The 14,475-nt window shown below is 51.9% G+C and carries 12 protein-coding genes; 3 read left to right on the top strand and 9 right to left on the bottom strand.

What is annotated here, in order from left to right:
• Nucleotides 1–22: 22 nt before the first annotated feature.
• The 7 genes from LK536_RS32720 to coaBC all read right to left on the bottom strand — a co-directional run bounded on the left by LK536_RS32720 (nucleotide 23) and on the right by coaBC (nucleotide 9,492).
• Complete coding sequence (locus LK536_RS32720) at nucleotides 23–856, bottom strand: carbohydrate ABC transporter permease (RefSeq protein WP_008724861.1); 834 nt, start codon at nucleotides 854–856, stop codon at nucleotides 23–25.
• 1 nt (nucleotide 857) lies between these two features.
• On the bottom strand, nucleotides 858–1,766 hold the full coding sequence (locus tag LK536_RS32725; protein WP_227795053.1) for a carbohydrate ABC transporter permease: 909 nt from the start codon (nucleotides 1,764–1,766) through the stop codon (nucleotides 858–860).
• Between the two features lie 351 nt (nucleotides 1,767–2,117).
• Entirely contained in the window at nucleotides 2,118–3,374 is a 1,257-nt protein-coding gene (locus LK536_RS32730) for an extracellular solute-binding protein (protein WP_008724857.1), read from the bottom strand.
• Nucleotides 3,375–3,551: 177 nt separating this feature from the next.
• A complete protein-coding gene (locus LK536_RS32735; protein WP_227795054.1) occupies nucleotides 3,552–4,826 on the bottom strand; it encodes a sugar ABC transporter substrate-binding protein in 1,275 nt (424 codons plus the stop codon).
• Between the two features lie 15 nt (nucleotides 4,827–4,841).
• On the bottom strand, nucleotides 4,842–6,377 hold the full coding sequence (locus LK536_RS32740) for a response regulator (protein WP_227795055.1): 1,536 nt from the start codon (nucleotides 6,375–6,377) through the stop codon (nucleotides 4,842–4,844).
• Between the two features lie 48 nt (nucleotides 6,378–6,425).
• Nucleotides 6,426–8,237: a sensor histidine kinase gene (locus LK536_RS32745; RefSeq protein ID WP_227795056.1), complete on the bottom strand. Its 1,812-nt coding sequence runs from the start codon at nucleotides 8,235–8,237 to the stop codon at nucleotides 6,426–6,428.
• Between the two features lie 49 nt (nucleotides 8,238–8,286).
• Nucleotides 8,287–9,492, bottom strand: a complete 1,206-nt coding sequence (coaBC, locus tag LK536_RS32750; protein ID WP_227795057.1) for a bifunctional phosphopantothenoylcysteine decarboxylase/phosphopantothenate--cysteine ligase CoaBC — start codon at nucleotides 9,490–9,492, stop codon at nucleotides 8,287–8,289.
• Nucleotides 9,493–9,598: 106 nt separating this feature from the next.
• Between coaBC and LK536_RS32755 the strand changes: the two genes are divergently transcribed.
• Nucleotides 9,599–10,366 (top strand): type III pantothenate kinase, encoded by a 768-nt coding sequence (locus tag LK536_RS32755; RefSeq protein WP_008724848.1) that lies wholly within the window; start codon nucleotides 9,599–9,601, stop codon nucleotides 10,364–10,366.
• Between the two features lie 135 nt (nucleotides 10,367–10,501).
• Here the strand turns inward: LK536_RS32755 and LK536_RS32760 are convergent, their stop codons facing one another.
• The gene (locus tag LK536_RS32760) at nucleotides 10,502–11,155 is read right to left on the bottom strand and encodes a DUF3298 and DUF4163 domain-containing protein (RefSeq protein ID WP_008724846.1); all 654 of its coding nucleotides are present in this window, start codon (nucleotides 11,153–11,155) and stop codon (nucleotides 10,502–10,504) included.
• A gap of 435 nt (nucleotides 11,156–11,590) precedes the next feature.
• Between LK536_RS32760 and sigG the strand changes: the two genes are divergently transcribed.
• Nucleotides 11,591–12,367, top strand: coding sequence for an RNA polymerase sporulation sigma factor SigG (sigG, locus tag LK536_RS32765; RefSeq protein WP_008724845.1), 777 nt, complete (start codon nucleotides 11,591–11,593; stop codon nucleotides 12,365–12,367).
• A gap of 105 nt (nucleotides 12,368–12,472) precedes the next feature.
• The gene (locus LK536_RS32770; RefSeq protein ID WP_008724842.1) at nucleotides 12,473–13,399 is read left to right on the top strand and encodes an NYN domain-containing protein; all 927 of its coding nucleotides are present in this window, start codon (nucleotides 12,473–12,475) and stop codon (nucleotides 13,397–13,399) included.
• A 203-nt stretch (nucleotides 13,400–13,602) separates the two neighbouring features.
• Here LK536_RS32770 and LK536_RS32775 read toward each other — a convergent pair whose 3' ends face one another.
• Entirely contained in the window at nucleotides 13,603–14,343 is a 741-nt protein-coding gene (locus LK536_RS32775) for a hypothetical protein (RefSeq protein WP_227795058.1), read from the bottom strand.
• Nucleotides 14,344–14,475: the final 132 nt, after the last annotated feature.

Consider the following 14,475-nt stretch of genomic DNA (forward strand, 5'->3'; position numbering starts at 1 on the left):
GTTTTTAATTCCCGCAGGTCCATCACGCCTTCACCGCGCCGTTGGTCAGTCCGCTTACAATGTACTTCTGCATGAAGATGAATATCAGCACCACCGGCGAAATGGCAATGATCCCAAATGCCATGGTGGAATTCCACAAGGTCTGGTACTGCTGCACATAATTATAGATGCTGGAGGTAATGGGCCTCATATTGGGGTTCGTGATGAAGGTGATGCCGTAAATCAGATCGCCCCATGCATATACAAATGAGAACACGGCTGCAACCACGATTCCCGGTTTGGCAATGGGCAGCATGATTTTTGTAAATGCAGACACATGGCCGCAGCCGTCAATCTTGGCCGCCTCATCCAGTTCCTTTGGTATGGATACGAAATACGTGCGCAGGATGATGATGCTGAAGGGGATGCCCAGGGTGGCGTCGGCCAGGATGGGCGCCCAGTATGTGTTCAGCAGATGCATTTTAGAGAACATGATGTAGAGGGAGGTCAGTACCAGGGTGGATGGAAGCATCTGGGTAATCAGGAAGAACAGCACCAGTCCCCTCCTGGCCCCGAACCGGAACCGGGCTAGGCCGTAAGCAGCCGGAATCGAAAGCACCGTTGCAATGACCGTCGCGCCGCAGGATATGATCAGGCTGTTCTTAAATCCCCTCAGGGTATCCCCTGAAGTGGACAGCTGCTTGGCAAACGCCTCAAAGGTCAGGTTCTTTGGCCACAGCGGGGTCGGTATGGAGAATATCTCCACCTGGGTCTTAAGGGCAGTGACAATCATCCAGTACAGCGGGAAAATAAAAATCAGGAACACCAGACCGCCTAACAGGAATGAAATCAGTTTACTCCTATTCTCTTTCTTCATATCACATCACCTCATCATCGCTGATTGTCTTAATATAGAAACATCCCACCACCAGCAGGATTAAAAACAGCACATTGGCGGCAGCCGCGCCCTGGCTGAACTGGAATTCCTCAAAGGACAGACGGTAGGCGTAGGTGGACACCAGCTCCGTGGAATTGACCGGCCCGCCCTTTGTCATTACCCATACAAGGTCGAATACCTTGAAGGTGTATACAAAGCCAAGGGTCAGTACCGACATGATGGCCGGTTTGATCATGGGAATGGTAATCAGGAACAAGGTCTGGAGCTTGCCCGCCCCGTCCAGGCTGGCGCTCTCGTATATATCTCCGGGAATGGTGGTCAGACCAGTGATGAGAAGCATCATGTTAAACGGGATTCCAATCCATATGTTGGCCACCACTGCCGCCGTCATGGCAAGGCCCGGCTTTAAAAGCCAGTCCATGGGTTCCTTTACAAGCCCAAGCCCCATAAGGAACTGGTTGACGATGCCTCCGCTGCTGGCAAACATGAACTTGAATAAAAGCCCGGCAACCGTCACGGGCAGAAGCCAGGATATCATGGTCACGCCGCGGAAAAAGGAACAGCCGGGGAATTTCTTATTGAACAGCAGGGCCAGGCCAAAGCCAATGATGAACTGGAAAAAAATCGATCCCACCGTAAAAACCAGGGTGTTCATGATGGCCTTTGACAGGATGGAATTCTTTCCTGTAAACAGTTCCATATAATTACGGAACCCTACAAAATTCTGTTTTGTGGCATCTGAAAATGTGTAAACATCCACATTCTTAAAACTCAGTATGATATTCTGTATCATCGGATAGCCGATGAACACAAGCATATACAGCACTGCCGGGACTGCAAACAGGAAGCCCATCTTGGCAGCCGTGTCCATTCTCTTATTTCCCTTCATCCGGATCCTCCCTCTCCATCTGGCGGTGTATTTAAACATTGCTTCCCACAAGCCAAGCTGCCCTGTTTATGGAAATGAATGTCCAAACACACCTGCGCCCCCTGTGGGGGCGGACATAAAACAGGCCGTGGCCCGTGAATCGTGTCAGTGGTCCGTGAACCGTACCGGCGGCCCGTGAACCGTACCGGCGGCCCGTGAACCGTACCGGCGCCGCGTCATCCGCGGCGCCCCAGGGCGTGTCTGGTCATTCATCCCGCTATCTGCACAGCTGACGGAAAGCAATTTTCAAACACGCCCTGGCATGAAAGCCATTTTCTTTTAAACATGTGTCTTTATGAACGCGCCATTTCCCTACTTAACAGCATCCACTGCGGCCTGTGTATCCTCTGCCACCTGTTCAGGTGTCTTTGCCATGGTAAGCGCTTCCTGGAAGCCCTTCTGGATTGCGGATGAATAGGATGGCCAGGATGCGGACGGTCCTCTTGGTATGGATGTCTCCAGCTGGGTGATGAATTCTGCCTGGACCGGATCCTCGGTCCAGTATGCGTCCTTGGCGGCTTCTGTCTTTGGAGGGAAGGAGCCGTACTGTTTCATGGCTTCCACCATCACATCGGTCTGGTCATAGTATTTGAGGAATGCAACCGCGCCCGCTGTGTCGTCCTTTGCAACCACGCCCATGTTCTCGCCGCCCAGGATAGAGGTGGCCTGCCCGCTTGCGGCGTCCTTTTTCGGAAGCACGGTCACGCCGTAGTTTAAGTCCGGGGCATCCTTTGCTATGCCGGGGATCTGCCATGGTCCGTTCTGCTGCATGGCCAGGTTGCCTGCAATGAAGTTGTTGTTAACATCCGACTGTGTCCAGTTGACCACCTCTTTGGTCCAGGAACCGTCTGAAATCATTTCCTGCATCAGTTCATACGCCTCGGTGCCGCCCTTGATGTCGGTATAGCTTCCTCCGGCCGTATAGAGCCACTGCAGGCACTGGAACGTACCCTCATCCGTGTTGGTGGCCGCATTACCAAAACCGGTTACCCCATCCTTGGTCAGGGCTTTCGCCATCTCGTGGAAATCATCCCATGTGGTATTCTCATCCGGGTATGCAAGCCCGGCCGCGTCAAACATATCCTTATTGTAGAACAGGGCCGTACAGTTGGTTGCGAACGGGATGCCGTAATGCCTGCCGTCGGCCATGGTGGATTCCATTGGTCCGGCTATGTATTCATCCCATTTAATATCGGCATCCGAGATGTCGCCGAACAGTCCCAAAGAGATAAAGGACGCCATGGAGCAGCCATCCAGGATGACCAGGTCAGGAAGCTCTCCTGACGCGATTCCCAAAGTAAGCTGTTTCTCATAATCAGAGAATGGCACGTACACATGGCTTGCCACGAATTCATCCTGGGATGCATTGAATCCGTCCAGTAAGGTGGTCATCATTGCCTTCTGGGCATCCGTCTCAAAATAATCCCAGATGACCACTTCCTTTTTGCTGCCCGTATCCGCTGCAGCCTGTGTGTTTCCGCCGCCGGACGCCGTCCCCGAACCGCATCCCGTAACCAGTGAAGCAGCCATGGCTGCGCATAATAATGTACTGACGAACCGTTTCTTCATTCTAAAAACCTCCCTCTCAATATTGTATTGCTTTTGGTGATTTCATTATAAGAGGAGGTCTTGTTGTTTGTTAGGGGAAAATATTAAAGAGGGTGGACATATTTTAAATCCGGCAAAAAAACGGTTTAAAATTATCCACCCTCTTTAATTTTCTCTACCTAAAGCGTGTTTGAAAATTCATTCCTGCATGCATGCCTGTATCCTGTCACGGATGTCATCTGCCGCTTCCTCCGGCGATGTCCCACCCACGATTACCCCGTACAGGCTTTCCGATAAAACCCCTGTTATCTTTGGCCAGTAAAGATAGGCGCTTCTGGTGATGCAGTGCTCCATCTGCTGTGCAAACACCTGGTAGGCAGGATTGGACTCCTGAAGCCTTACGGCCAGCCGCCTCACAGGAGGCAGGGCATACATCTGTTCATTGAGCCGCAGCATCACGTCATCTTCATAATAATAGGCCAGCAGCGCCATGGCCCCATCCACGTTTTTTCCTTTGATGATCCCGAAGTTCTCTCCTCCGGTTACCACGATGCTCCGCTCATCCACAGGCAGTGTCACCACCCCGTAATCGATTCCTGCCTCCTCCACCAGAGGAAGGGCCCATGGACCATTCTCCATCATGGCGCATTTCCCCGCCGCAAACTGTCTGGCCACGTCCACCTGGGACCAGTTGATGCAGTCCCTGGGCATATACCCCTTATCCACCATCTCCTTAATCATGGAAAGGGCCTCCACCGTCCCTTCCCCGCCCAGATCCTCCATGTCCTCACCTGTGGACAGGAGCCATGGGGCCAGCTGGAAGGAGGACTGTTCTTCCAGTATTGCGGACATGGCAAAACCATACCGTTCTTTTGTGGTCATCACCTCTGCCGCATGGAGGAACTGCTCCCAGTTCCCCGGCGGCTCCATCCCCGCCTCCCGGAACATGTCCTTGTTATACACAAGGCCCACATTATTGCAGCAGAAGGGCACCCCGTAATACCTGCCGTCATACCGCACGGATGAGATGACCTCGGGATAAAATTCCGTCAGGTCATAATCCGCTTCCACGGTCCGTGTTATATCCTCGAAAATGCCCAGCTCCACATATTTCCTCATGTCCGGATTATCAATGATGACAACATCCGGCAGGCTTCCCTCCGCCACACCGATGGAAAGCAGTTTTTTAAACTCCGAGGAAGGCCCCTGGTACTCCCACCGGGCCACATAGTCCTTCTGCCGGTTGTTAAAACCTTCCACCAGCCGGTCCAGACCTTCTTTTTGTTGTTTTGTCTCATAGTAGGACCAGATGACCACTTCCCCTGCCCCGGCATCCGCCTTCCCTGTTCCGGCTTCCGGCCGTCCCCCACAGCCGTTAAGCAGAAGCGAAACAGCCAGGACCAGGACAACCGGAACTAAAATGGCCGGTACCAATCCGCCCGCAGCCCTCCATTTTCCCACATCATCCTTCATGTATCCTTCCTCCTGTCACTGCTGCCTGTAATCTCCCGGTGATATGCCTAATTCCTCTTTGAATACCCTGGCAAAATATTTGGGATCCGTATATCCTACTTCCTCCGCGATTTCATACACCTTCATATCCGTGCCCTTTAACAGCCGCTTGGCATGGCTGATACGGAACTTTCTCAGGAACGTGGAAAAGTTTTCCCCCATCTCCCGGTTAAACAGGGTGCTCAGATACTCCGGCGTGATTCCCAGCCTTCCAGCCACTTCCTCCAGGGATATCCCTTCTTTGTAATGCTCCCTGATGTAGTTGATGGCCCGCTTGATGGTGTAATTGCTGATATCCTCTTTCATGCGCCGCGGACTGCACAGGAGGGCCAGGCCATCCCGGTAGCTCTGCTCCATTTCCCGGAGGGTGACTGCTTCCGTACATTTGGACAGAAGGTCCGCATTCTGCATCTGCGTATAGGCCGTGCCGTCGATTTCCCGGATTGTGTCTAACAGCAGGTAAACCGCCTTCAGATACGCCTGTCGGATTTCCTGCTCCTTGTATGGCCCGTCCTCCATATACCGGATGAACAGTTCCCCTGATTTCCCCACATCCTCCGGCAATCCGCGGCACAGGGCGTTCTTTATATCCATACTGATATCCGCCGGGAAATGGAACTCCTTCCACTGGATCCGGTCCATGCGCTCCCTTGTGAGAAGCCCGCCATCGGTCACGGGCATGGCTTCCTTTAACAGGGCCTCCGCATCCCTGGCCGCTGCCGGTATGTCCTCCCATCTGCCTGCGGATACCTCCGCCCAGACAGCCCGCCCGCTTCTCTGCTTGTACGGCCGCACAATCCTGCGCTCCACTGCCTGCCTGAGCGGGCACGGGACAAGGTCCCCTTCCCCATCCATTCCCTCCTGAAGCGCCGCCAGGCATATGATCTGCCGCCGCACCTTATCAGACGCCACATGCATGGTAATGGAAGGCAGCTGGTCTTTTATCTGCTCCCATTTCTCCTTTATCTCTTCCTCATAGCCAATGGGGGCCTCCCCTGTATATCCCAGATACAGCTTATAATGACTGGTCATGCCAAAGCCGCAGATGGACCGGATACGCCTGTCCTCCTCCTCTGTCAGGGGACCGCCGTATACCAGTTCCTTTATGCACTGCCCGGGCGTGCCTGCATTTTTCTGTTCCTCCTCCTCCATCTTCTTCTCGATGCGCTCCAGCACATCCACGATGTCCTCGGCTGCCAGGGGCTTTAACAGATAGTCCTCCACCCCGTAGTAGATTGCCTTCCTGGCATACTCAAATTCAGAATAACCGCTTAGTATCACAGCCCGGATGTTCAGGTTCATCTCATGGAACTTTTCTATCATCTGAAGTCCGTCCATGACCGGCATGCGGATATCCGTGATGACCAGTTCCGGCTTGAACCTGACTGCCAGGTTCAAGCCCTCCTGTCCATTGGAAGCCTCGCCGATTACCGTGTGCCCGGTATGGAATTTAATAAGCTTTGCCAGGCCCTCCCTTATCATCACTTCATCTTCTACAATCAGTATCCTCATAACACCCTCCCGGTCCATCGTACAGCCTTACAGTAAGCATTTCCTCTGTCAGAAATCTGTTTCCACAGGCAATGTCAGGGTAACGACCGTCCCCATGCCTTCGATGCTGTTCACATTCCACACGGCTTCCCTGCCATAATACATGTCCATCCTTGCAAATGCATTGTGCAGTCCAATGCTTCCGCCCTCATCCTTCACTGCCTGTTCGCGCACATTAAAGGACTCCGCCATGTCCTGGGGCATCCCCTTCCCGTTGTCCTCTATGATGATGTTAAGCCGCTCCCCTGTCTCGGACAGGAATATATCCACCCGCAGCACACCGCCCTTCTCCGTATCCTTAAACCCATGGATAATGGCGTTTTCCACAAATGGCTGCAGCAGCAGCTTATATATCCTGACCTTCCCGGCTGCCTCCGCCACATTCAGCTCAAACCGGAAGGACTGGTTAAACCGCATCTGCTGGAGGCTTATGTACTTCTCCAGCCAGTCAGCCACCTCCGTGACGCTGACCATCTGGTTGCTGCGGTTCACGCTGTAGCGCAGTATGACCCCCAGGTTGCGCAGCATGCGGCTGATTTCGTATTCTTCCTTTTCAATTGCCATCCAGTTGATGGAATCCAGGGTATTATACAGGAAATGCGGGTTAATCTGGGCTTCCAGGGCGCGGATCTCCGCATCTTTCTGCTTATCCTTTGCCTCCGATACCTCGGCAACCAGATTCCTGACCTTCCCTGTCATGTCGTTGAAATTGCTGGCAATCTGTCCAAGCTCATCCCTGCTCTCCAGCGCAACGGATACGTTCAGGTTGCCTTCTTTTACCTGGTCAATGCCGTCTGTGATCAGGGCCACCGAGCTGCCGATCCTGCGCACGATATAGCTGATGAGGATGCTGGAAAACAGGATGGCCGCCAGGCTGATAAGGATGAACATGATCTGGTTATTCCTGATATCCCGCATCATGTAATCCTTGTTATAGACATTATAATAGACCCATCCGCGGTTCTGGTTGACATACTTGTTGACCGCTGTGTTCTGCCCTTTCAGCAGGCCGGTGACCTGGACGAATTCCTGAACCGTCAGCCTTGGATTCATGTTGATTCCAGTATAGAAGGGATTGGGGTAGGATATGACGAACCCATCGGTATCCGTAATGAAATTAATGTTGTACTCAGCCTCATCCTCTGCAATGGCAACCGCGCATATGTCCCGCAGCACCCCCTCATCCACGCTCATGACAATGGTGGCAATGGTTCCCCTGTCCAGGTTATTATAATCATACATGCACTTGGAAATATGGAAATAATACGCATCCCCATCATATCCCTTATGTCTGGTGGTAGGCGTCACCAGCATGCCGGGCAGCCCCTGCACTGCCTGGTAAGGCTCTATCTCCCGCAGGTCCCTGTAATCATCCCACAGGTTCTCGATGGAAGAACCCGTGCCGGCATCATAGGTGACAGACTGCCCGTTGGCGCAGATCACGCTGATGCTGCGGATGCCCTTGACGGACTTTTCCGCCTGCTGCAGACGGTTGTAGATGGAATGGAAGGCCACCTCCCGGCCCTCCCCATTCCCGTCCAGAAGGATGTTGACATTTTCTATGATCTTATCATCCACATAAATCTGATAAACCAGGTTGGAGTATATATCCATGGTCAGATCCACCCGTTCCGAAAGCTGGGTCAGGTTGTCCACCATCAGCGTGTCAATCTTGCGTTTCAGGGAATTGGAGTTCATATTATAGCCAATGAACTGAATGGTCAGGATAGGCACGATGGAAGCCAGGACGAAAGCAGACATGATTTTCCTGCCTATTTTCATATTGTTGAAATGTTCCAGCATGCGGAATTTACGTTTCATGGACACAGCTCCTGTCTTTTTGTCATACTCCAACACGCCCCAGGAACCATCAGATACGGCCCGGTTCCCGGCAGGCCATGATTTCGGTCAGCAGCGCATCCGCCACCTCATCCTTGCCCATCAGGGGAAGCTCCTTCTCACGGTCCCTGGTAATGATGGTCACCACGTTGGTATCTGTCCCGAATCCCGCGCCCTTAACCTTCAGGTTGTTGGCCACAATCATATCGATGTTCTTCCGATTAAGCTTTGCCCTGGAATTCTCCAGCATGTTCTGGGTTTCCATGGAAAAGCCGCACAGGAACTGGCCGTCTTCCCGGTGGCTGCCCAGCCAGCCAAGGATGTCATCCGTGCGCTCCAGGGCAATGGAAAGGTCGCTGTCAGACTTTTTAATCTTCTCCGTTCCAACGGCTGCAGGACGGTAATCCGCCACGGCCGCCGCCTTTATGATTATGTCCTGTCCGCTGCTTCGCCCTGTGACAGCCTCATACATCTCCCGGGCGCTCTTAACCTGCACCACCTCCACGAACATGGGCGGGGCAAGGTCCACCGGCCCGCTTACCAGCGTGACATCCGCGCCGCGGTATGCTGCCGCTTTCGCAATTGCATATCCCATCTTACCTGTGGAATGGTTGGTAATGAAACGCACCGGGTCAATGGATTCCCTGGTCGGCCCGGCGGTTACAAGGATCTTCTTTCCTGCAAGGTCCTTGGGGTATCCGGCCTCCCTCAGAATATACTGGAACAGCACCTCAGGCTCCGGCATCTTACCTGCCCCCGTATCCCCGCAGGCCAGATAACCGCAGGCCGGGGCAATGACCTCCATGCCGTACCTGCGGCAGATGTCCAGGTTATCCTGGAGGATCGGGTTCTCATACATGTTGGTATTCATGGCCGGGGCAATGATTTTCCTGCACCTGCAGGCCATGATGGTCGTGGTCAGCATATCGTCCGCAATGCCGTGGGCAATCTTGCCGATGACATTGGCCGAGGCAGGGGCGACCATGACCACATCCGCCTGCTTTGCAAGGGCCACGTGCTCCACGCTGAATTCAAAGTTCCGGTCAAAGGTGTCCACCAGACACTTATTGCCGGTAAGGCTCTCAAATGTTATGGGGTTGATGAAATTCGTGGCATTCCTTGTCATGAGGACATGCACCTTCACCCCCTGCTTTACCAGCATGCTGGCAAGGCTGGCTATTTTATATGCGGCAATGCTGCCTGTTACTCCGAGAAGTACGGTTTTTCCTTTTAACATAACTTCCTCCCTTGGGACCAAGACTGTTGTTTTTCAGATTGTTCTATGATACAATCCATGGTAAAGTATATCATATATTTTTTCCAATGGAAAGGAGTTCCCCCGCATGATTTTAGCCATTGACATGGGCAATACCAACACGGTTATCGGTGGTATTGATGAAGAAAGGACCTATTTTATAGAGCGTGTCACCACGGACCAGGGCCGCACGGATACGGAATACGCAGTAAGCTTTAAGAACATCCTGGAGATGAACCAGATTGATATCGGTTCCATTGAGGGAGCCATCCTGTCATCCGTGGTCCCTCCCCTTAACTCCACCATCATGAGCGCCGTTACAAAGGTCACCGGCATCTCTCCCCTCCTTGTGGGGTCCGGCATGAAGACCGGCATGAACATCATCATGGACAACCCAAAGACCGTTGGAAGCGACCAGATTGTGGACGCGGTGGCTGCCAGCCATGAGCATCCCCTTCCGCTGGTGGTCATTGACATGGGCACTGCAACCACCCTGTGCACGGTGGACAAGAAGGGCAATTATATTGGCGGCGTCATCCTTCCCGGCCTCAAGGTATCCCTTAATTCCCTGAGCAGCAAGACGGCCCAGCTTCCCTACATCAGCCTGGAGGTACCAGGCCACGTCATCGGCAAGAATACCATTGACTGTATGAGGTCCGGCATTATCTACGGCAACGTGGACATGATAGACGGCATCCTGGACCGCATGGCCCTGGAATTGGGCGAGGAGCCAACGATTATCGCCACAGGCGGTCTGGCCAAGTTCATCACTCCCCTGTGCCGCCACAGGATTATCGTGGATGATGCGCTTCTGCTGAAGGGATTATTGATATTATACCGGAAGAACGCGCAGTAGGATGCCGGAAGGGTAGATACCAGAAAGGTAGGATACCAGAAGGATACATGCGTAACAGTACGTCATAAAAGGCTTTAGACAGGGAAACAGCGCCAGGAATTCAATCCCGGCGCTGTTTCCCTGTCTAAAGCCTTTTTATGAGTCTGTCCCTGAAAAGGGCAGGAGGAATTCCGTTATGCCGCTGGAATAAGGGGCTATGTCATATTGCTGGTAATAAATCACTATCCCCTCCGGCGTAAGATAGAAATTCCCTGCCTGGAATGTGCTTCGCAGCAGTTCGGGGTAATCATCAAAGTACGTGGAAGGCCCTGCCTTTAACCTCCCGGCAATCTCATACTCAATCCATTCCTGGATCTCTTTAATGTAGTCTGGATCATCCGGATAAAAATCACCCAGCGTAAGCTGCCTGCCGGTTTCAAGATCCCAGGTCTGAGAGGTGCGTATGGTCGAGCCGTGTGCGCCTCCTGTGAACTCATACTGGTCAAAATACAGGCTGGCAAAACATTCCTCATTAAAGGTCACGTTATAACCCACATCAAACTCATAAGGGAAAAAGGGGAAATTCCCGGCGCGGCTGTATTCTAATCCGCTGACCGCCTCAGGATACAGGCTGCTGCGGCAGTACGCCCCCTTTTCCTCTGACATGGAACGATAGAATTCATTCACCTGCCATTGGGCATCCTGACCGCAGGCAGTGTCAAACCGTGGATAGCGGATCTGACAGTTCAAGACCGGGGTCCCCTGGTAATCCATCTGGTCCGTCAACGTGTATTGTGTTATGGTCTGCATGGAAACCTCATATATGTTTTTTATAATATATGAACGGCAGCCCTGCATTATTACGTTTACAGTTCCTCTGCCATACTGCCTGCAACTGCAGGCCACATCATCATTTCCGCCAAGGGACACGCAAAAACTCCTTAAGCCCCTATAAAAATAAAATCTGCAAACCGGTTCATCGATTTTCCTTTCTCCGTTTCCATTATCTTCCATCCTATCATTCCATCAATCAGACGGGAATCCAAACCGCCTGGAAGTGCCTGATTTTAAACAATTTTCCAGAATCACACGCCCAGATGTGCAAAAAATGGAAATCTTTTTCTGCCCCCAAATCGTATAAAACCATCCGAATCAGTACATCATTTCGTTATAGCAGATTCATCCAGTGCAGTCCTGCCATTTTTTTATGTCAGGATGTATGGCAATATAACGGAGGTAAGGATTATGTCGGGCTACAAAGTTGAGATTTGCGGAGTCAATACCGCCAAGCTGCCTTTACTGAGTAATGAAGAAAAAGAGGAACTATTCAAGAGGATACTGAACGGGGATAAAGATGCCAGGGAGCAGTACATCAAAGGGAACCTGCGCCTGGTACTCAGCGTGATACAGCGTTTTTCAAACAGCCAGGAGAACATAGACGACCTGTTTCAGATTGGCTGCATCGGCCTTATCAAAGCCATTGACAATTTTGATATCACCCAGAATGTCAAGTTTTCTACTTATGCAGTCCCAATGATACTGGGCGAGGTCCGCCGATATCTGCGTGACAACAACTCCATCCGCGTAAGCCGTTCCTTAAGGGACACGGCCTATAAAGCCCTCTACGCAAGGGAGCAGCTGACCAGGGTCAATTCCAAGGAACCCACCCTCGTGGAAATAGCCCAGGAAATCGGTGTATCCAAAGAAGATATCACCTATGCATTGGATGCCATACAGACACCCGTCAGCCTCTACGAGCCTGTGTACACGGACGGCGGGGACCCGCTTTATGTAATGGATCAAATCAGTGACAAGAAAAACCTGGAGGAAAACTGGGTGGAGGACCTGTCATTGGTGGAAGCCATGAAACGCCTGCCGGAGCGGGAACGCCATATCATCGATATGCGTTTTTTCGAAGGAAAGACCCAGACTGAGGTGGCCGAGGAAATCCACATCAGCCAGGCCCAGGTCAGCCGCCTGGAAAAGAACGCGTTAAAGAGCATGAAGACCTATTTGAGCTGAGCATGTACAAAATATATACGTTTGTCGCTCACTTCTCCTTGAAGCCCCTCCCGTGATGTGTTAAACTGGATATGTTAAGAAATAAATAAGAAAGTGAACATATCTATGGAGCAGAGTGAAAGAAGATTTGCAGTATTAATTGATGCGGACAACGTATCACCTAAGTATATCAAGTATATCCTGGACGAGGTCTCAGACCAGGGAATCGCCACCTACAAACGAATATACGGGGACTGGACGGACAATGAGAAACGCAGCTGGAAGAACGTTTTACTGGACTGGTCCGTGAATCCCATCCAGCAGTACAGCTATACCACGGGAAAGAATGCCACGGATTCAGCCATGATCATCGATGCCATGGACATCCTCTATTCCGGCAATGTGGACGGCTTCTGCCTGGTATCCAGTGACTCGGACTTTACCAAGCTTGCCCAGCGCCTCAGGGAGGCCGGGATGTTTGTAATGGGAATCGGCGAACAGAAGACCCCCAAGCCGTTCAGGGCTGCCTGTGACACCTTCAAGCTTCTGGAAATCATCTCTTCCGATGATGCGCCTGAGGCCACCGTAATTGAGAACCAGAAGACCATTACAAGTATCGATGAGATACAGAAAGCCATCACCAAGCTGCTGATAGAGAATAACAGCCAGAACCAGCCCATCATCCTGGCCCGCGTAGGCAATTTCCTGACCAAGCGTTTCTCGGATTTTGACGTGCGCAACTACGGTTATTCCAAGCTTTCCACCTTCCTGGAAAGCTTGGACAACAATGATTTCCAGGTGGTGAAACTCCACGGCGGTTACTTTGTTCAGGAGAAAAGCGCCAGCATCTCCAAGGCTGAGATTGAAAAGGAAATCATCCGTATGATACGGGAGAATAAGGGACATGTGGACAACCTGAGCATTGTCCATGACGAGCTTAAAAAGGCATTCCCGTCCTTCGATGTCAAGCAGTATGGATTCAGCCGTATATCCAGCTTCATCCGCAGCTTCGGCACATTTAAGATTAAGGATAATATGATACAGATGCGGTGACACAGCGACACCCGCGGACAGGGGATTCAAAGCAATCCATGTCCTGCGGGTGTTTTTTGTCTTTTTATCCCAATATGCCGCAAAGTGGGGCGTGCTTAGTCCTAAGGTGGTACCTCTGGTGGATTCCTTAGGGCAGATGGCGGGAATGAATTTTCAAACAGACCCTGATATCGTCCGCCTGGATACCCCAATCCTTTCCGGCCTCACGGTTCCCAGACCCCATAATCATTCACCCGGTATCCGTCCGGCGTCACGGTGTCCTTAAGCATGGCGCCGTCCGCCCCCAGGTAATACCACCATTCCCCATCCTGAAGCCATTGGCTGGCATACATGGTCCCATCCGGTCCCAGGTAATACCATTTGCCGTTATCCGCAAACCATCCATTGTCCTTATAGGTACCATCGCCCATTTTATATTTCCATTGACCATTCTCCTGAATCCAGCCAATGTCCGTACCTTGTCCGCCAGAAGCAGCTGTCACATAAAAATTCCCCATATTCACCGCTGCCCCGCTCTCAACCACCACAATGAGCTGGGCCGTTCCCGGTGATTTGGCCGTGTACTCGATTACATTAAGCCCGTTATCTCCCGGTACCACTTTCGCGGTTATGACGCTTATATCCGTGGTCCTTATGGAACTTTCAGACGCCCAGCTGCTTTCCAGCTTGGACAGCACCAGCTGTCCTGTGGTTCCTGCCTCTGCCGTGGTGCCGTCAAACATGAACGCATTGGCTTCCTGGCAGCTGATTTCATAGTACTCCCCCTTCATCTGAAACCCATAGGAAGTAACCGGCGCGGCTGCCAATACAATTGCCGCCGTAAACGCAGCGGTACGCTTCACTGCGGCGGTGGTCCGTTTTCCCCCCGTCATAATCCATTTTCCATCCTCCGTGGTCCGTTTTCCACCCGCCGCTTTTGATAATCCGTTTCTTTGCTTTTCCATCACACATGCCCCTTTCTTTCCATATATCTTCCAATACATATCTTTGCATACATGTCTTTCCATACATACCTTTGCATACACATCTTTGCATACCACATCTTTGCATACCACATCTTTGCATACCACATCTTC

Source organism: Clostridium pacaense, from assembly GCF_020709765.2.
Taxonomy (GTDB): Bacteria; Bacillota; Clostridia; order Lachnospirales; family Lachnospiraceae; genus Enterocloster; species Enterocloster hominis.